The organism is Vibrio sp. D173a (assembly GCF_030248475.1).
Map to the genome: position 1 here is coordinate 1 of NZ_JAHGAH010001655.1, position 809 is coordinate 809.

Genomic DNA, 809 nt, shown 5'->3' on the forward strand with positions numbered 1-809 from the left:
TTGGGTTTGCGCGTTGACTTTCGCATAGTGCTCTGGGGTAGAAAATGGCGTATCCCAAATCCTCACTTCGCAGCTAGGCTCCACTCCTTGAGTTACTAAACATCAAGATCAAAAAAATCACTCCTTTCAGTGGTTTTTTTACCAAGCAACATCACGTCATTACTTGTTTAGAAATGCTTGCAGGTCTTCTGCTGAAATACCTTGCTCGACCATCTCTTTTGCTAACAGCTCAACTTGCTCACCTTTACGATCTTCAATCACGCTTTGAAATTGAAAAACAATATCACGCAGTGTGTTGATAGGAACCTGTTTAGCTGCGCTGCGAATACGCTCGCCGCTCTGATTACCAAGCTCGTTTAGCAATTTTCCAAACATGACCTTTTCAGGGGCGTCTTCCATTTGCTCTAAGACGCGTGCCATTTCGTAGGTTGTTAATGACATTACAGTATTATCCGTTGTGATACTCACAGTTTAATGAGCGATAAATATACCATGTTTTAACGATGGAAAAACTGTCCATCTGTATAATTTGTCATCCAATTGACTTACGCCTGCTTAAGCACGCCATGCCAAGATCTACCGGCCTTACCAAACAGTATAAATAGAGCTGGAACAATCAGGAACATCTGCAGTGCAATCATCACTTGAGGCTCCAATTGCAAGCGCTGCATAGTGCCAACGAGTAGACCAGAGCCACTCATTTGAAACAGACCTAGCAATGCAGCCGCAGTGCCCGCACGGTCACCAAACGGTTCTAATGCCTTACCTGCCGACGCGCCCAGTATCCATGCAAAGCCAACCGATGATAG

At 44.7% G+C, this 809-nt stretch carries 1 protein-coding gene and 1 pseudogene; both read right to left on the reverse strand.

All coding sequences use genetic code 11. The features are described 5' to 3' along the window. Positions 1 to 159: 159 nt before the first annotated feature. A complete protein-coding gene (locus KIV40_RS35370; RefSeq protein WP_285354144.1) occupies positions 160 to 441 on the reverse strand; it encodes a hypothetical protein in 282 nt (93 codons plus the stop codon). A gap of 104 nt (positions 442 to 545) precedes the next feature. Further along, positions 546 to 809: pseudogene (locus KIV40_RS35375) on the reverse strand (Bcr/CflA family drug resistance efflux transporter); the annotation flags it as partial.